The following is a 17,037-nucleotide window of genomic DNA, read 5'->3' on the forward strand; positions in this document are numbered from 1 at the left end:
ATGCCGGGGCGCCGGGGAGGGGTCGGGGCGAACGGAAATGAAGCGGCGGACTGCACACTGGTTGGGCGCGGGGAACCGCGAAGGTCGGGAAGGGTCCGCGGGCGTCACGGCTGGAAACGAGGTGAACGGCGGGGAATGCGAGCCCTACTGGGAAAGACGGCTCGGCCGCGACGACCTGGCGGCGGTCGCGGGGGTTCGGGCGGGACTGCGCCGGTTCCTGGTCCACTGGGGCGCGCCCGGCCGGGCGGAGACCGCCGAGCTGCTGACGAGTGAGCTGGTGACCAACGCCCTGGTGCACACCGACGGCGGCGCGGTGGTGACGGCCGTGCTCGGCGGTGGCCCGTCGGCCGTCGTCAAGGGGCTGCTGCGCGTGGAGGTGCGGGACACCCTGCCCCGGCGCCCGGTGCTCCGCGCGTCCGACGTGGGGCCACCGGCCCGGGAGAGCGGTTCGGGGACGGACGACGACCGGTGCTCCGGTGACGGGGACCGGTGGGCCGGCGAGAGCGTGGCGACCTCCGGGCGCGGTCTGCTGCTCGTCCAGGCCCTGGCCGACGCCTGGGGGGTGCGGACGCACGGCACGGGCAAGGCGGTGTGGTTCGAACTGGCGGCGGAGGGGCGCTGACGAGGGGGCGGTGGGGGGACGGCCCGCGGGAACGGGCGGAAAGGACGTCGCGATGCCGCCCGTCCGCTCCGAGCCGGTGGACGCGCCCGGAGCGAACGGGTCAGCCGAACTGCCGCTCGATGCGTGCCAGTTTCTCCTCCAGGGAGTCGAGTCGCCGGATGGGCTGGGTGTCGTCCTCTGCCGTGAGGTCGATGGGGCCGGTGTGGCCTGTCGTGTTGCTCGTGGTGCTCGCCGTCACCGAAGTGCCCGCCGCAGTGGCCGTACCGGCTGTGTTCACCGCCTGGAGTGGGCGGCCGCGGGCGGGGAGTTGCTCCTGCTCGGTTATGGAAGGCTCCGCCCCGGACTGCGAGCCGATCTGCGCCGGCTGGGGTGCCGCCGGCACCGCCGTCACCTCCACCTGCCGCCCGCCGCGGGCGCGCCCCCACAGCACGCGGTGCTGCCGGTTGTACGCCTTCAGCCGGGCGCGCTCCAGCTTGCCGGCCTCGCGACGGCGCAGCCGGTGCTGGCGGCGCTGCCGCTTGTCCTCGCGGACCTCGTCCACGGCCTCGTCCAGCGTCCGTACGCCCTCCAGCAGCATCAGCGACCAGGCGCCGAACGTCTCGCGCGGCGCCCGCAGCCACCGCACCATGCGGATCTGCGGCAGCGGCCGGGGGACCAGGCCCTGTTCGCGCAGGGCGGCCCGGCGGGTCTGCTTGAGCGCGCGGTCGAAGAGGACCGCGGCCGACAGCGACATGCCGGCGAAGAACTGCGGGGCTCCCGCGTGGTCCATGCCGCGCGGCGCGTGCACCCAGTTGAACCAGGCGGCGGCGCCCGCGAACGTCCACACGAGCATGCGGGAGCCGAGCGCCGCGTCGCCGTGGCTGGCCTCGCGCACGGCCAGGACCGAGCAGAACATGGCGGCGCCGTCGAGTCCGAAGGGCACCAGGTACTCCCAGCCGTCCGTCAGGCCCAGGTTCTGCCGTCCGAAGCCGACCAGGCCGTGGAAGGAGAGGGCGGCGGCCACCGCCGCGCAGCAGAAGAGGAGGACGTAGGACGCGCTGCCGTACAGCGCCTCCTTGCGCCTCCTTCGTTCCTCGGTGCGTTCCCAGGAATCCGTGGCCGTCGCGTCCTCAGGGGCGCCGTGGCGGCCCCGGGAGAACACCGTCACCGCCACCACGGCTCCGGCGAGGGCCACGGCACTGGGCAGAACCCAATTCAGCGGTATGTCGGTCACTCTCATCTTGCGTCCCTTGCATCGCGGTACCGGCCTTTCGCGCGCCATCCTGACGGAATCGGCCAGAGCGCCAAGCGGTTTCCGGGCAACTCGCCGCCAATGGACGCCAAGGACATACGGATAGGTGTGTATTGCTTCGAACAACCTGCTGCGGTACGGGAATTGGGTTCTAATCAATCCACCCGTTCGAGTGGATTGGAGATGATCAGCTTGTGCTCGGTCGGGTGATACGAAGGGTGTCGTGTGGTGCTCGTGTCGGCCGGAGTGCCGCCGACCGGTCCGCCGCGGGACGGACCCGGACATCCCCTGTTCCCGGACGGTCGCTCCCCGCTCCGTGACGATCGGGGTTTGAGCCGCCGGATCCTCCGCCTATGGTTCGAATGGAGACATAGGAGGACCTCTCATGGAGCAGGGCAGACCCCACCCGGCGCTGCCGTACCCGCGCACCGGCGCGCCCGCGCCCGCGTGCGCGCCGCTCGCCGAGGGTGCCGGGGCGCGCGGCGAGCACGTGCACGGCGACCGTTGCGGGCACGCCGAGCACGCCGAGCGCGTCGAGCACGGGCAGTACGTCGAGCAGGGTGAGTACGGTCGTGGCGCCCCCGGCCATGGAGGGCACGCGCACGTGTGCGGGAGCGCCGGTGCGCCGGCGGCCGGTGCCGGGATGGTGGCCCGGCGCATGCCGACCCGCTACTCCGTGCGCGGCCAGGTCCTCGAGGCGCTGCGCAAGGCCCTGGTGAGCGGTGAGCTCATACCCGGTGAGGTCTACTCGGGCCCCGCGCTGGCCGAGCGGTTCGGCGTCTCGGCGACGCCGGTCCGGGAGGCCATGCAGCAACTGGTCGCCGAGGGCGCGGTCGAGGCCGTGCCCAACCGGGGCTTCCGGGTGACCAGCCGGTCCGCCCGCGACCTGGCGGAACTCGCCGAGGTCCGGGGCCTGCTGGAGGTGCCCGTACTGCTCCGGCTGGCCCGTACGCTGCCCGCGGCCCGCTGGCGGGAGCTGCTGCCGCTGGCCGAGACGGCGGCGGCCGTCGCCCGGGGCGGGGACCGCGCCGCCTACGCCGAGGCCGACCGCGACTTCCACCGCGCCCTGCTCGGGCTCGGGGGGAACCGCCAGCTCGTCACCGTCGCCGACGAGCTCCACCGGCGTGCGCAGTGGCCGACCCCCGACGGCCCGGTCCGGCACACGGAGGACCTCGTCGCCGACGCGGCCGAGCACGTCGCCCTCCTCGACGCGCTCGCCGCCCGCGACCTGCCCGCCGTCGAGACGCTCGTCCGCCGCCACTACACGGGGGCCGCGCGCTAGCCGGCGGGTCGGGAACGCTCAGCCGCCCACGGGGGGCGACGCTCGGCCGCCTCCGCCGGGGGCGTCGCCCAGCCCTCCCGCCGGGGGCGACGCTCAGCCGCCCGCCGCGCCTTCCTGCGTGCCGGCCGTGTCCGCCACCGCCGTGGTGTCCGCCGCCGCCGCCGGGCCCGGGGTCAGTCGGTCCGCCAGCCAGGACGGGACCCCGCCCAGCAGCCGCACCAGCCGGCCCGCCTCCGCGCGCAGCCGGGTCGCCTCGGCCGGGTCCGGGAGGACGGCGGCGAGCGAGACGAGGGCCGGCGCGATCCCCACCAGGTAGCCCAGTTCCTCGCGGATGCGCAGCGATTCGGTGTAACCGTGCCGGGCGTCGGCGGTGCGGCCGTCGTGCTCGGCCATGGCCGCCAAGTGCCGCCAGGTGAACGAGAGCAGCAGCCGGTGGCCGTGCGCGGTCGCCCCCGTATGGGCCCGCCGGAAGGCGGCCGTGGCGTCGGACGGGTTGTCCGAGAGGTGCTGGGCGATCAGGCCGCGGCGGAAGTCGAGCAGGGGGCGGCCGGGGGAGTGGGGCGCGAGCAGTGCCGCCGCGCGCCCCAGGGCGGAACGCGCTTCGTCCGCCCGGTCGCGTACCCCCAAAAGGGTGGAGAGGTAGGCGAGATGCCCACGTTCGCATGCCGCCGCGCCGCGCTCCTCGTCGTCCGCGGCCAGCGCCTCCGCGGCGCGCAGCGCGTCCTCGGCGGCGCTCCATCCCTCCGCGGTGAACACACAGCGCTCGATCAGCACGGCCGTGCGCCACCGCGCGGCACCCGGGTCCGTCGCCGCGCGTGGGGCGATCAATTCGGCGGCGTCCTCCCAGCAGGCCCGCGAACGGAGTCGCCACACCGCGCGCTCCAGCGGTCCGTCCTGCGGGCTCGGCCCCTGTGGTCCCCATGGTTCCGTCAAGCCAGATTTCCGCATGGCGGTATCCGCCACAGTGCCCTCCCCAAGCGCGCCGTCGAGCTGGAAGCCAAGCCTGCTCCGATCACAGCACGCGGAACCGGGCCCGGCCAAGAGGCCGGTGTGAAGCAATTCACAAAGCCGGGGGTGGACTTCGGCCGGAAGTGCTGCGAAGATCACCGCCCCCGTCCCTCGCCCACCCGTTGACCAGGCCGTTCCGGCCCGCGACGGTGGCAGCCGTCCGGGCGGCGGGGCGGGAAAATCCCTCGCGCGCCACGCCTGCCTCTGACACCATGGCCCGCGCGCACCACATCGCGCGCACCACATCGCGCGCACCACATCGCGCGCACCACATCGCGCGCATCGCATCGCGCGCACTGCATCGCTACATCGCAACAGCCCAAGCCGCACAAGGGAGACGACCGGACGATGCGCCAGGCCCTCGGAAACATCCAGCGCCCTGACCGGACGACCGTTCCCGAGGACTTCTCCCCTTATGCGCACCTCCAGTCCGGCCCCGACCACCCGGGGCTTCCTGAACATCGGCATCCTGGCGCACGTCGACGCCGGTAAGACCAGCCTCACCGAGCGCCTGCTGTTCGACACCGGCGTCATCGACCGGCTCGGCAGCGTCGACGCCGGCACCACCCGCACCGACTCCGGTGAGATCGAGCGCCGGCGCGGCATCACCATCCGCTCCGCCGTGGCCTCGTTCACCGTCGACGGCCTGCACGTCAACCTCATCGACACCCCCGGCCACAGCGACTTCATCGCCGAGGTGGAACGCGCCCTCGGCGTACTCGACGGGGCGGTGCTCGTGCTGTCCGCCGTCGAAGGGGTGCAGGCGCAGACCCGGGTACTGATGAAGACCCTGCGCCGGCTCGGACTGCCCACCCTGATCTTCGTCAACAAGATCGACCGGACGGGGGCGCGCGAGGCCGAGACGCTGTCCGCGATCCGGGCACGTCTCACGCCGCGCATCATCCCCATGAACACCGTCCACGCCATCGGCACCCGGGACGCCCGGACGCTGCCCGGCTCCTTCGACGACCCCGCCTTCCGCGAACGTGTCGCCGAAGCGCTGGCGGAGGACGACGACGCGCTGCTCACCGACCTCGTCGAGGACCGTGTCCCCGACGCCGGCCGGCTCCGGTCCGGCCTCGCCGACCACACGGCGCGCGGCCTGCTGCACCCCCTCTACTTCGGCTCCGCCCACTCGGGGCAGGGCGTGGCGGACCTCCTGGACGGCATCGCGCGCTGGCTCCCTGACCGGTCCGCCCCGGAGCGGAGTGCCGGGCCCGGCACGTTCGCGGATTCAGCCCCGTCCGCCCCGTCCGCCCCGTCCGCCCCGTCCACCGAGTCCGCCGTGCCCGTCGGCACCGTGTTCGCGGTCGAGCGGGGCGCGAACGGGGAGAAGACCGCCTACCTCCGCCTCTTCTCCGGCTCCCTGCGCCGCCGCGACCGCGTCACCCTGCACCGGCACGGCCCCGACGGCAGCGTCGGCGACATCACCGGCCGCATCACGGCACTCGAGGTCGTCGGAGCGCCGCCCGGCGCCGACCACCGGCTGACCCCCGGCGGCATCGCCCGGCTCCGCGGCCTGCCCGGCGTCCGCGTCGGCGACCGGCTCGGCCCCGTGCCTGCGCCCGGGTCGGCCTTCGGTGGCGGTAACGGCAAGCGGGACGGCAACGGGGACGGGACCGAGGGCGGAAGCGGGGACCCGCTGCCGCGGTTCGCCCCGCCGAGCCTGGAGACGGTCGTCCGGCCCCGGCACCCGGAGGACGCCCCACGCCTCTACGCCGCGCTGGCCGCGCTCGCCGACCAGGACCCGCTGATCGGCACCCGCCCCCTGCCGGACGGCGCCGGCACCTCCCTCCTGCTCTACGGCGAGGTCCAGAAAGAGATCATCGCGGCCACTCTCGGCGAGGAGTTCGGGGTCGAGGCCGTCTTCGAGGAGAGCCGGACCGTCTTCCGGGAACGCCCCACCGGGAGCGGCGCCGCCTACGAGGGCATCGACCGCCACCACACGCCCGCCTTCTGGGCGACGATCGGGCTCCGGGTGGATCCCGGCGCGCCCGGCTCCGGCGTCGTCTTCCGCCGGGAGACGGAACTCGGCGCGATCCCGCTCGGTTTCGACCGCGCCATCGAGGAGACCGCGCGCCGCACCCTCCAACAGGGCCTGTACGGCTGGCCCGTCACCGACTGCGTCGTCACCCTCACCCACTCCGGCTACGCCAGTCCGGTGAGCACCGGTACGGACTTCCGGTCGCTGACCCCCCTCGTCCTGATGCGCGCCCTCGACGAGGCCGGCACCCGGGTGTACGAGCCGTGCCACGCCTACGAGGCGGAGGTGCCCGCCGACGCGCTGAACGCCGTGACCGGGCTCCTCGCCGAGCAGGGGGCCAGGATCCGGGACACCGTGCCCGGCCAGGGGACGTGGCTGGTCAAGGGCGTCATCCCGGTGCGGCGGGTGGCGGCGGTGGAGCGGCGGCTTCCGGCGTTGTCCCGGGGCGAGGGGCTCTGGTGGTCGGCCCCCACCGACGACCTGCCCTGCCCCGGGACCCCGCCGGTCCGGGCCCGGACGGACGGCGATCCGCTCAACCGCGCCGCCTACCTGCGGCACTTGGGACGCGGCTGAGCGGCCCCGGCCCAAGTGCCCCGGTGGCCATGCCCCGGTGGTCACGCGGCGGTGGCCGGTGGCGGGGCGGCGCCGGCGTTCCCCTCCTGATGTACGTCGGCGCCGCCCGCTCCCCCCGGTTCGTGGGGCTCAGTAGCCGCTCCGGTCCTGGTACCAGCCGGAGTCGCCTATCTTCTCCTTGGCCGCGAAGGGCGCGGACGCCTTGCCCGTGACCAGGATGTCCGGCTGCTTGGCCTCGCCCGGGTTCCCCGGCGAGAAGAACGTGTCGTACTCGCCCCAGCCGGACGCGCCCTGGCGCTGTACCGACTCCAGCGGGAAGCGCGGCGCGTCACCGGGCCGTACCCGAGTCGGCTCCTGACGAGCCGTCATGGCGACCGCCCCGGCCCGTCATCGGCCACGACCGCACCCGCGGCGATCGCGACGAGCGCGGCGGCGACCGCCGCGGCGAGGCGAGGGAGTCGGTTCACGTCTCGATCTCCTTGTCGGGCGGTGAACAGGGATGGCGACACATGCGACTGACAGGCCGTCACCCGCTGCTGCGTATGCACATCATTTCACAGTCTCGATGACTGTCAACCGAGTTCACACTCCCGTGTCGTCCTGCGCCGTGCGGCGGCGGACGTCGGTGGTCAGTTTGGCCAGGAGGGCGGCGAGCGTGGCGCGTTCGGGGTCCGAGAGGCCCTCGACGAGCATGGCCTCGCGACTGAGGACCGTGTCGACGGAGCGTTCGATGAGGGCGTGGCCCTCGGGGGTGAGGGTGACCAGCACGGTCCGCCGGCCCGTGGCGCCCGGTGCGCGTTCGACGAGCCCCTCGCGCTCGGCCCGGGCGACGCGCTGCGAGATCGCTCCGGCGGTCACGAGGGTGCGGCGGGTGAGTTCGCGGGTGGTGAGGGCGTAGGGAGGCCCGGAACGGCGGATGACGGACAGGAGGTCGAGGGTGGCCGCGTCGATCCCCGCCCGCCGGAGGGCCCGGTTGCGGTCGTCCGCGAAGAGCTTGGCCAACTGCCAGATGGGGGTGACGATCTCGATCGACCCGGTCGGGGTGCCCGGCCGTTCCCGGCGCCAGGCCGCGGCGATCTCGGCGGCGGAATGGGCGGGTCGGAGCGGTCCGGATGCCGGGACCGCGGAGACGGCCGAGGCGGCGTCGGTCGCGGCGTGGTCCCTCGGGCTGGCGTCCACTGGTGATCCCTCGGCTTGACGTCCACTGCTACGTTTAGACCTAAACGTAGCAGTGGACAGGAGGATTCCGTGCCCCGCACCGTTCTCGTCACCGGCGGCACCAGCGGCATCGGCCGGGCCGTCGCCGCGGCGTTCGCCGCCGACCGGGCCGAGGTCTTCGTCACCGGACGCACCCCTGACACCGTCGAACGCACCGCCCGGGACCTCGGGGTGCGCGGCGTCGTCTGCGATGCCGCCGACCCCCGGCAGGCCGAGGCGCTCGCCGCCCGGCTCGACGACCTGGACGTCCTGGTCAACGCCGCCGGCGGACTGGCCCGGCCGGGCACCGAAGCGGAACCCGGCCTCGACGCCCTCCTCGCCCAGTGGCGGGAGAACCTGGCGCAGAACCTGCTGACCGCCGTGCTCACCACGGCGTCCGTGCGGGACAAGTTCACCGCCGGCGGCTCCGTCGTCAGCATCGGGTCGATCGGCGCCGAGCGCCGGGGCGGCGCGTACGGAGCGGCCAAGGCCGCGCTGGCCGCCTGGAACGCCTCCCTGTCCGCCGAGCTCGCCCCTCAGGGCGTCACCTGCAACGTCGTCGCCGCGGGGTACGTCGCCGGCACCAACTTCTTCCACGGCGGGCTGAGCGCGGAACGCGAACGCGCGCTGGTGGAGGAGACGCACGTCAAGCGCCCGGGGACGGTCGAGGACATCGCCCGGACCGTGCACTTCCTCGCCTCGCCGGGAGCCCGGCACATCACCGGGCAGACGATGCACGTCAACGGGGGCGCCTTCACCACCCGGTAGGGAACCGCCGCCGGGCCCAGGGCCCTTACCGCCCCCGGCCCCCGCTCACTCCGGCGGCTTCCCCTTCAGTCCGTTGCCGCACAGCGGCACCACGGCGAACGGACGGTCGCCCTCCACCGCGTGCTCCGGCACCAGCCCCTCCTGAAGCGCCGCCCAGCAGACGGCGGACGTCGGTTCCACGTACAGCCCGTGCCGGGCGAGTTCGCGGTGGGCCGCGACGATCCGGTCCTCCGGGACGGTCACGAACGTGCCGCCCGTCTCCCGTACCGCCTGCAGGACCTGGGAGCCGCGGGCCGGCCGGGCGATGGCGATGCCCTCGGCGACGGTCGGTTCGGCGGTGACGCGTTCCGGTACCTCGCCGCCCAGCGCGGCGGCGCGCGCGAGGGGCGCGCAACCGGCCGCCTGCACCGCCGTGATGGCGGGCAGGCGGTCGATCAGCCGCTGGTCGAGGAGCTCCTGGCAGCCGAGGCGGGCGCCGAGCACCAGGGTGCCGTTCCCGGCCGGGAGGACGAGCGTGCCGGGCAGCCGGCCGCCCAACTGCTCCCACAGTTCGAACACATAGGTCTTCGTGCCGTGCGGGAAGAACGGGTGGTGGACGTGGCTGGCGTAGAACGTCCCCGGTTCCTCCGCCGCGCGGGCCGCCTCGGCGGCGGTGTCCTCGCGGGAGCCCTCGATCCGGCGCACCTCGGCGCCGTACGCGCGGAGTTGGGCCACCTTGCCCTCGGAGGTGGCCGCCGGCACGTAGACCTCGCAGGCGAGGCCCGCGCGCGCCGCGTAGGCGGCGACCGCCGTCCCCGTGTTGCCGCTGCTGTCCGCCATGACCTTCCGCACGCCCAGCCGGGCGGCCAGCGCCACCAGCAGGACCGCGCCGCGGTCCTTGAACGAGCCGGTGGGCATCAGGTGGTCCGCCTTCAGCAGGACGTCCGGCCGGCCGGGCGCGCTGATCAGCGGGGTCATGCCCTCGCCGAGGCTGATCCGGGGCGGGCGCGGCAGCGGCAGCGCCTCGGCGTACCGCCACAGGGTGGGCGGGCGCCGTCCGAGTTCGACGGCGTTGGGCATGGCCGGCGTGAAGCCGTGGAGGTCGAGCAGGCCGTGGCAGTCGGCGCACCGCCAGGCCGGCTCGGCGAGGGCGTGCAGGCGCCCGCAGGTGCCGCACCGCAGCCGTATTGTGCCGCACGGGGCGTCCGGGTCGTACGCGTCGGCGGACGCCGAGGGGCCGTACGGGGTGTGGGGGTGGAACGGGCCGGAGGGCCCATCGGCCGGAAAACGCATCGTGCCTCTCCTCCTCGTGTCCACCTCATGCGTCACGGGGCGGGGGAACGGAAGCGCCGTTCCGCTGTGCGCCTGCGGTCATGGGCCGGCCCTCGCTCCCGAGCCGCCGACGCGTTTCCGCACGCCTTCCGCTGTCCGGACCCTTGGAGCCATGGAAAGGACAGGCCAGGGACAGCCCACGAACAGACCATGTGCACCACAAGGGCCTTGACAACCATGGTCAACTCCCCACCCAGGCAGAGTGTCCAGTGATCTGGACAGTTCGTCAAGAGTTGAAGCGCGTATCCCCGATGACGTACTTCTAGTCTCGTTCCGGACGCGCGGGACGGGATCGGACGGTCCGGCGAAGCCGATGGGCGTGCGGAGGCAGGGATGACATCACCGGCATCAGCGGGATCAGGGGCATCGGCGGGATCAGAGGCGGCGGTGGCAGAGGCGGCACCGGCGGGACCGGAGGCGTCGTCGGGGGCGGCGGCAAGCACCGCCGATGCCGTGCTCCAGGCCCTGCGCCCGGTCGTCGACGGCCTCGCCGCCACCTTCGGCACCCAGTGCGAGGTGGTGCTGCACGACTACCGGACCCCGGACGCCAGCGTCGTCGCCCTCGCCGGATCCGTCACCTCGCGGTCCGTCGGCGGGGCCATGAGCGAGATCGGCCTGGAGATGCTGGCGCGCGGCGACACCGCGCGCGACAAGCTCAACTACGTCACCAAGACGCCCGACGGGCGCACGGTGAAGTCGTCCACCCTGCTGCTGCGCGACGGCTCCGGGCACGTCTTCGGGTCGCTCTGCGTCAACCTCGACATCACCGAACTCCGGCTCGCCGCCAAGGCGATGGCCGCCCTGGTCGGCACGGCGGACGCCGCGCCGGCGGCCACGACGGTGTTCTCGGACGACATCGGCGAGGTCGTCACCGCCGTGATCGAGCAGGAGGAGGAACGCCTCGGCCGGCCGCTGGCCCACGACTCGCGCCAGGGCCGGCTCCGGGTGATCGAGGCACTGGACGCCCGCGGGGTGTTCCGGCTCAGCCGCTCGGCGCTGGTCGTCGCCGAACGGCTCGGGGTGTCGCGGGCGACGGTCTACGCCGACCTCGGACTGGTACGAGGGGAGCGGCGGGCGCCGGACTGAGAAGTCCGGGAGGCCCACCGCACCGCCTCAACTCATCCGCAGCGCCAGGAAGAAGTCCAGCTTGTCCTCCAGCCGCGACAGGTCGCGCCCGGTCAACTGCTCGATGCGGCCCACCCGGTAACGCAGCGTGTTGACGTGCAGGTGCAGTCGCGTCGCACAGCGCGTCCACGAACCGTCGGAGTCGAGGAACGCCTCCAGGGTCGGGATCAGCTCGGCGCGGTGCCGGTTGTCGTACTCGCGCAGCGGGTCCAGCAGCCGGGCGGTGAACGCGCGGCGCACGTCGTCGGGGACGAACGGCAGCAGCAGGACGTGCGAGGCCAGTTCCTGGTGGCCGGCCGCGCAGACGCGCCCGGGCCGGGCGGCGGCGACGCGGCGGGCGTGCCGGGCCTCCTCCAGGGCGCCGCGCAGCCCCTCCGCCGAGTGGACGGCGGCGCTGACGCCGAAGGTGAGGCGGCCGTCGCCGTCGAGCCCCCGGGAGAGCGGGGCGCGGACGGCGGCCAGCAGCGCGTCGGCGTGCAGGGCGGCGTCGGCGCCGGCCGGCCGGTCCTCGTCAGGGGCGGCCGGGGCCGCGGGGAGCGGCACCAGGGCGACGGCCTCGTCGTCGGTGTGGGCGACGGCGATCCGCTCGGACGGCTCGGTGCCCGTCGCGTCCGGGGCGACCAGCGCCTCCTCCAGCAGGCTCTGGGCGATCGGCCCGGACGGGAGGGCGGCGGCCGTCTCGCCGTCGGTCCACTCCACGCGGGCCACGACGACCTGCCAGTGCGGGGCGGCGCCCGTCCCCGGCGCCAGCACGGGCGCGGCGACCCGCAGCCGGGCGGCGATCTCGGCCGGCGCGGCGTTCGACTGGACGAGCTCCAGCACCTCCTGCGCCAGCCGGCGGCGGACCGTCCGGGCGGCCTCGCGCCGCTCGCGCTCGACGGCGATCAACTGGGTGACGCCGTGCAGCAGGTCGAGGCGTTCGGCCGGCCAGTCGCCGGCGTCGGCCTCCACGGCGAGCAGCCAGTCCGAGAGGACGGTCTCGCGCGGGTCGGCCGGGCCGGCGGACGTGCCGTGGATGGGGAACAGGGAGTACGTGGCCCCGCCCGCCGTCACCCGGTGCGGGCCCCGGCGGCCCGAGCGGGCCGCGGCCAGGTGCTCGCCCGCCAGTACGGCGCTGACCTCGGACGACAGCGCCGGGCCCGCTCCCGCCAGCGAGGAACCGGCGATCGGGCGGCCGGTGGGGGACAGCACCCAGGCGCGCAGGTCCAGGTCCGAGCCGAGCAGGTCCAGGACGACCTCCGGGCCGCCGCCCGCCGGGCCCGAGGTCATCAGCCGGCGGTGCCGGTCCACGACCGCGGCCAGGTCGCCGGCGCGCTCGCCGGAGACCTGCCGGACGACGTGCTCGGTGATGGACGCGAACGACACCGTCTCGTCCACGGAGAACAGCGGCAGCCGGTGCCGGGCGCACGCCTCGATCAGGTCGTCCGGGGTGGAGCTGATCTCCGCCTCGCCCGCCGCGAGCCCGGCCACCCCGGCGGTGGCCAGGATGCGGACGAAGCGCTCGGAGTCGGCCGGTTCCCGGCGCCAGGCCAGGCCGGTGAGGACCAGTTCGCCGCCCGAGAGGTAGCGGCTCGGGTCGCGCAGATCGGTCGTCATCACGCCGCGCACGGTGCGGTCGAGCTCGTCCTCGCCACCGAGCAGTCGAAGGCCCAGCGCGTCGGTCTCCAGCAGTGCGCGCAGCCGCATGGGGGGTCGCCGCCGATCTTTCTCGTGTGTTGGTCGTGTTACCGGTGCGAAGCCGTGAGGTTTCCGCGCTCCGCCTTTCGTTCGAATCTACAAGACGGTGTGCGTGACCAGCCAACCGCTTCATGGTTTCGGTGACTGCTCCCCCCACGTGAAGCCTCTGTGTACTGGCTGCACGCGGCACCGACCCGGCACCGGCCCCCACCCGGAGCTCCCCCACGACCGACCCGCCCGGAGCCGTCCGAACGGCCCAAGCACGGTCCCCGCACCGCCCCCCGTACGGCCGTACCGCCCCCGCCGGGCGGCGGGCGGCGTTCGGCGGCGGGCGGTACGGCCGTACGGCGGCGGGACCAGAGCGAGAAGAGAACGCCCATGGACTTCCTGCGCCCCGACCGCTGGGAGGACGCGCTGGCCGCCAAGGCCGAGCACCCTACGGCGGTGCCCCTGGCGGGCGGCACGGATGTGATGGTCGAGATCAACTTCGACCACCGCCGCCCCAGCCACCTCCTCGACCTCACCCGCATCGGCGACCTGTACGCCTGGGAGGCCGACGGACCCGACGTCCGCCTCGGCGCCGCCGTCCCGTACGCCCGCGTCATCGCGGAGCTGTCCGGCCCGCTCCCCGGCTTCGCCCTGGCCGCCCGCACCGTCGGCTCGCCGCAGATCCGCAACCGCGGCAGCGTCGGCGGCAACCTCGGAGCCGCCTCCCCGGCCGGCGACTCCCACCCCGCGCTGCTCGCGGCGGGTGCCGTGGTCGAGGCCGAGTCGGTGCGCGGCACCCGGCTCGTACCGATCGACGACTTCTACACCGGCGTCAAGCGCAACGCCCTCGCCCCGGACGAACTGATCCGCGCCGTACGCGTCCGGAAGGCCGCCGGGCCGCAGCAGTTCGCCAAGGTCGGCACGCGCAACGCGATGGTCATCGCCGTGTGCGCCTTCGGCCTCGCCCTGCACCCCGACACCCGGACCGTCCGCACCGGCATCGGCTCGGCGGCGCCGACGCCCGTCCGGGCGCGGGCGGCGGAGGACTTCCTGGCCGCCGCCCTCGGCGAGGCCCGCTGCTGGGACACCGGCCGGCCCGTACCGGCAGCCGTCGCCGAGGAGTTCGCGGCCCTCGCGTCGGCCGCCTGCAACCCCATCGACGACGTGCGCGGCAGCGCGGCCTACCGCCGCCGCGCGGTGGGCGTCATGGCCCGGCGCACGCTCGGCTGGGCGTGGCGGGAGTACACAGACGGGACGACGGGGGAGAGGGGCGAGCTGTGCGCGTGAACATGACGGTCAACGGCCGGCCGCAGCGGGCCGACGACGTGTGGGAGGGCGAGAGCCTCCTCTACGTCCTGCGCGAGCGCCTGGGCCTGCCGGGCTCCAAGAACGCCTGCGAGCAGGGCGAGTGCGGCTCGTGCACGGTCCGCCTCGACGGCGTCCCGGTCTGCGCCTGCCTGGTCGCCGCCGGCCAGGCGGAGGGGCGCGACATCGTCACCGTCGAGGGCCTGGCCGCCCGCGCGGGCGTACCGGACGGCCGACTCTCCCCGGTGCAGCGGGCGTTCGTCGACGCGGGCGCCGTCCAGTGCGGCTTCTGCACCCCGGGCCTGCTCGTCGCCGCCGACGACCTGCTCGCCCGCGACCCCGACCCGTCCGACGCGGACATCCGCGAGGCCCTCTCCGGCAACCTCTGCCGCTGCACGGGCTACGAGAAGATCCTCGACGCCGTACGCCTGGCGGCGGCGCGGGGCGGGGGCGGCGTGGGGGACGAGGCCGGCCGCGACGGACAGGAGGGCTGAGACGTGAGGGAACGAACCCCGGCCGGCGGGCCGATGACCGGAGGGCCGGCGGCCGGCGGGCGGACCCCCAGCGGGGCACCCGCCGGGCTCACGCAGGGCAGCCGAACCCGTGGCGGCATCGGCGAGTCCACCCTCCGCCCGGACGGCACGCTCAAGGTCACCGGCGAGTTCGCCTACGCCTCCGACCTCTGGCACGAGGACATGCTCTGGGGCCACACCCTGCGCAGCCCGCACGCCCACGCCCGGATCCGCTCCGTCGACGTCGCCGAGGCCCTCGCCACCCCCGGCGTGTACGCCGTCCTGACCCACGACGACCTCCCGGCCGCCACCCGCTACGGGCTGGAGCTCCAGGACACCCCCGTCCTCGCCGACGGCGTCGTCCGGCACCACGGCGAACCGGTCGCGCTCGTCGCCGCCGACCACCCGGAGACCGCGCGCCGCGCCGCCGCGAAGATCCGGGTGGCGTACGAGGAACTGCCGGTCGTCACCGACGAGGCGAGCGCCACGGCGCCCGGCGCGCCCGTCCTCCACCCCGGCCGTACGGACGGCCACGCGGCCCACGTCCCGCACCCCAACATCGTCCACCGCCAGCCCGTCCGGCGCGGCGACGTCGCCGCCGCGAAGGCCCGGGCGGCGGCCGTCGTCACCGGCGAGTACGAGGTGGGGATGCAGGACCAGGCGTTCCTGGGGCCGGAGTCGGGCCTCGCCGTGCCCGCCGAGGACGGCGGCGTCGACCTGTACATCGCCACCCAGTGGCTGCACGCCGACCTCCGGCAGATCGCGCCCGTCCTCGGCCTGCCGGAGGACAAGGTGCGGATGACGCTGTCCGGCGTCGGCGGCGCCTTCGGCGGCCGGGAGGACCTGTCCATGCAGGCCCACGCCTGCCTGCTCGCGCTGCGGACCGGCCGGCCGGTCAAGATGGTCTACAACCGGTTCGAATCCTTCTTCGGCCACGTCCACCGGCACCCGGCCCGGCTCCGCTACGAGCACGGCGCCGACCGCGACGGCCGGCTCCTCTACGTCACGGCCCGCATCGTCCTGGACGGCGGCGCGTACGCCTCGTCGTCCCCGGCCGTCGTCGGCAACGCCGCCTCGCTCTCCGTCGGACCGTACGAGTGCCCGAACGTCGACGTCGAGGCGCTCGCCCTCTACACCAACAACCCGCCGTGCGGCGCGATGCGCGGCTTCGGCGCCGTCCAGGCGTGCTTCGCCTACGAGGCGCAGATGGACCGGCTGGCCGCCGAACTCGGCCTCGACCCGGTCGAGTTCCGGCGCCGCAACGCGATGTCCCAGGGCTCGGTCATGCCGACCGGGCAGGTCGTCGACTCGCCGGCCCCCGTCGCCGAACTGCTGCGCCGCGTCAAGGCGATGCCGATGCCGCCCGAGCGGCAGTGGGAGACCGCCGGCGGCGGCCCCGACCTGCGGGCGCTGCCCGGCGGGGTCGCCAACACCACGCACGGCGAGGGGGTCGTGCGGGGCGTCGGCTACGCGGTCGGCATCAAGAACGTCGGCTTCTCGGAGGGATTCGACGACTACTCCACGGCACGGGTGCGGCTGGAGTACGCCGGAGGGGAGGCCGTGGCCACCGTGCACACGGCGATGGCCGAGGTCGGGCAGGGCGGCGTCACCGTCCACGCCCAGATCGCCCGGACCGAGCTGGGCGTCTCCCGGGTGACCATCCACCCGGCCGACACCCGCGTCGGATCGGCCGGTTCCACGTCCGCGTCCCGCCAGACGTACGTCACCGGCGGCGCCGTCCGGCACGCCTGCGCGACCGTCCGCGAGCGCGTCCTGGCACTCGGCCGGACGAAGTTCGGGACGTACCACCCGGCCTGGGCCACCGCCGAACTCCTCCTGGAGGACGGCAAAGTCGTCACCGACGGGGGCGAGGTCCTGGCGGCCCTCGCGGACGTCCTGGAGGGCGAGGAGCCGGTCGAGGCCGAGGCGGAGTGGCGGCACCGGCCCACCGAACCGTTCGACCTGCGCACCGGCCAGGGCACCGGGCACGTCCAGTACTCCTTCGCCGCGCACCGCGCGGTGGTGGAGGTGGACACCGAACTGGGCCTGGTCAAGGTCGTCGAACTGGCCTGCGCCCAGGACGTCGGCAAGGCCCTCAACCCGCTCTCCGTCACCGGCCAGATCCAGGGCGGGAGCACCCAGGGGCTGGGGCTGGCCGTCATGGAGGAGATCGCGGTGGACCCGGGCACGGGGAAGGTGCGCAACCCCTCCTTCACCGACTACCTCATCCCCACCATCCTCGACACCCCGGCCATGCCGGTCGACGTCCTCGAACTCGCCGACCCCCACGCGCCGTACGGGCTGCGGGGCGTGGGGGAGGCGCCGACGCTCTCCTCCACCCCCGCCGTCGTGGCCGCCATCAGGCAGGCGACGGGACTGGCGCTGCGGAGGGTGCCGGTGCGGCCGGAGCATCTGACGGGAGGCTGAGAGCGGCCGAGGTGGATGTCCCCCCAC

The 17,037-nt window shown here is 74.7% G+C and carries 14 protein-coding genes; 8 read left to right on the forward strand and 6 right to left on the reverse strand.

Annotated elements, in window-relative coordinates; translation table 11 throughout:
• Positions 1-37 precede the first annotated feature (37 nt).
• Entirely contained in the window at positions 38-622 is a 585-nt protein-coding gene (locus J7W19_RS25335; protein WP_152264033.1) for an ATP-binding protein, read from the forward strand.
• Positions 623-722: 100 nt separating this feature from the next.
• On the opposite strand, the gene J7W19_RS25340 is transcribed toward J7W19_RS25335, so the two are convergent.
• Positions 723-1,841: a DUF2637 domain-containing protein gene (locus tag J7W19_RS25340; RefSeq protein WP_004950804.1), complete on the reverse strand. Its 1,119-nt coding sequence runs from the start codon at positions 1,839-1,841 to the stop codon at positions 723-725.
• A gap of 397 nt (positions 1,842-2,238) precedes the next feature.
• On the opposite strand from J7W19_RS25340, the gene J7W19_RS25345 reads away from it, so the two are divergent.
• A complete protein-coding gene (locus tag J7W19_RS25345) occupies positions 2,239-3,135 on the forward strand; it encodes a GntR family transcriptional regulator (protein ID WP_004950802.1) in 897 nt (298 codons plus the stop codon).
• Between the two features lie 93 nt (positions 3,136-3,228).
• Here J7W19_RS25345 and J7W19_RS25350 read toward each other — a convergent pair whose 3' ends face one another.
• Positions 3,229-4,083 (reverse strand): hypothetical protein, encoded by an 855-nt coding sequence (locus tag J7W19_RS25350; RefSeq protein ID WP_051072703.1) that lies wholly within the window; start codon positions 4,081-4,083, stop codon positions 3,229-3,231.
• 475 nt (positions 4,084-4,558) lie between these two features.
• Between J7W19_RS25350 and J7W19_RS25355 the strand changes: the two genes are divergently transcribed.
• Complete coding sequence (locus J7W19_RS25355) at positions 4,559-6,700, forward strand: elongation factor G (RefSeq protein WP_004950796.1); 2,142 nt, start codon at positions 4,559-4,561, stop codon at positions 6,698-6,700.
• Between the two features lie 129 nt (positions 6,701-6,829).
• Here the strand turns inward: J7W19_RS25355 and J7W19_RS25360 are convergent, their stop codons facing one another.
• Together J7W19_RS25360 and J7W19_RS25365 are read right to left on the reverse strand one after the other, a co-directional pair.
• A complete protein-coding gene (locus tag J7W19_RS25360; RefSeq protein ID WP_004950794.1) occupies positions 6,830-7,069 on the reverse strand; it encodes a hypothetical protein in 240 nt (79 codons plus the stop codon).
• A gap of 213 nt (positions 7,070-7,282) precedes the next feature.
• Positions 7,283-7,879 (reverse strand): MarR family winged helix-turn-helix transcriptional regulator, encoded by a 597-nt coding sequence (locus J7W19_RS25365; RefSeq protein WP_004950791.1) that lies wholly within the window; start codon positions 7,877-7,879, stop codon positions 7,283-7,285.
• Positions 7,880-7,948: 69 nt separating this feature from the next.
• Between J7W19_RS25365 and J7W19_RS25370 the strand changes: the two genes are divergently transcribed.
• Entirely contained in the window at positions 7,949-8,665 is a 717-nt protein-coding gene (locus tag J7W19_RS25370) for an SDR family NAD(P)-dependent oxidoreductase (protein WP_004950788.1), read from the forward strand.
• 45 nt (positions 8,666-8,710) lie between these two features.
• Here the strand turns inward: J7W19_RS25370 and J7W19_RS25375 are convergent, their stop codons facing one another.
• On the reverse strand, positions 8,711-9,937 hold the full coding sequence (locus tag J7W19_RS25375; RefSeq protein ID WP_004950786.1) for a threonine synthase: 1,227 nt from the start codon (positions 9,935-9,937) through the stop codon (positions 8,711-8,713).
• 492 nt (positions 9,938-10,429) lie between these two features.
• Between J7W19_RS25375 and J7W19_RS25380 the strand changes: the two genes are divergently transcribed.
• Positions 10,430-11,062, forward strand: a complete 633-nt coding sequence (locus tag J7W19_RS25380; RefSeq protein WP_004950784.1) for a helix-turn-helix transcriptional regulator — start codon at positions 10,430-10,432, stop codon at positions 11,060-11,062.
• 27 nt (positions 11,063-11,089) lie between these two features.
• Here J7W19_RS25380 and J7W19_RS25385 read toward each other — a convergent pair whose 3' ends face one another.
• Positions 11,090-12,787, reverse strand: coding sequence for a PucR family transcriptional regulator ligand-binding domain-containing protein (locus J7W19_RS25385; protein WP_004950780.1), 1,698 nt, complete (start codon positions 12,785-12,787; stop codon positions 11,090-11,092).
• Positions 12,788-13,156: 369 nt separating this feature from the next.
• Here J7W19_RS25385 and J7W19_RS25390 point away from each other — a divergent pair, with 369 nt between their 5' ends.
• From J7W19_RS25390 to pucD, 3 genes are read left to right on the forward strand one after another with little or no spacing between them, the layout of a single operon-like run.
• Positions 13,157-14,053, forward strand: coding sequence for an FAD binding domain-containing protein (locus tag J7W19_RS25390; protein ID WP_004950776.1), 897 nt, complete (start codon positions 13,157-13,159; stop codon positions 14,051-14,053).
• A complete protein-coding gene (locus tag J7W19_RS25395; RefSeq protein WP_004950774.1) occupies positions 14,044-14,565 on the forward strand; it encodes a (2Fe-2S)-binding protein in 522 nt (173 codons plus the stop codon). Before J7W19_RS25390 ends, J7W19_RS25395 begins: the two co-directional genes overlap by 10 nt.
• 33 nt (positions 14,566-14,598) lie before the next feature.
• Positions 14,599-17,010, forward strand: a complete 2,412-nt coding sequence (gene pucD, locus J7W19_RS25400; protein WP_004950771.1) for a xanthine dehydrogenase subunit D — start codon at positions 14,599-14,601, stop codon at positions 17,008-17,010.
• Positions 17,011-17,037 lie beyond the last annotated feature (27 nt).

The sequence above is a fragment of the Streptomyces mobaraensis NBRC 13819 = DSM 40847 genome (assembly GCF_017916255.1).
GTDB classification, from domain to species: domain Bacteria; phylum Actinomycetota; class Actinomycetes; order Streptomycetales; family Streptomycetaceae; genus Streptomyces; species Streptomyces mobaraensis.